The organism is Pantoea sp. B9002 (genome assembly GCF_013385945.1).
Taxonomy (GTDB): Bacteria; Pseudomonadota; Gammaproteobacteria; order Enterobacterales; family Enterobacteriaceae; genus Pantoea.
Window position 1 is genome coordinate 353 of record NZ_JACAPA010000074.1, and the last position, 334, is coordinate 686.

Below are 334 nucleotides of genomic sequence, written 5' to 3' on the forward strand. Positions count from 1 at the left end.
GCGCCTGGCCCACTCAGTCCTTCAGCCTTCTGCGTGCCAGCCTGCTGGCGGACGGACGCGCCATCCCGCTGCTGAGCCTCATCGCAGAAGGCGATAAGCTGGGCAATCCTGACCTTCAGAACCGCTTTCTGGACGACCTGGCCGGGTGCATGGGAGACAGGAAGGTGACCATCGTCACCGATGCCGGGTTCCGCCGCGAGTGGTTTAACCGCGTTCAGTCGCACGGATGGCACTTCATCGGCCGGCTCAGGGGCAACGGCGTTCTGAAGCTGGCCGGAACGGAAGAGTGGGTAACGCCGGGTCAGCTAAAAGCCGGCACAACGCCGCGCTGTGC

Annotated in this window: 1 protein-coding gene; it reads left to right on the forward strand. The window is 64.7% G+C overall.

What is annotated here, in order from left to right:
• The coding region (locus HX773_RS25005; RefSeq protein WP_176973753.1) for a transposase at positions 1–334 on the forward strand (334 nt) is incomplete at both ends.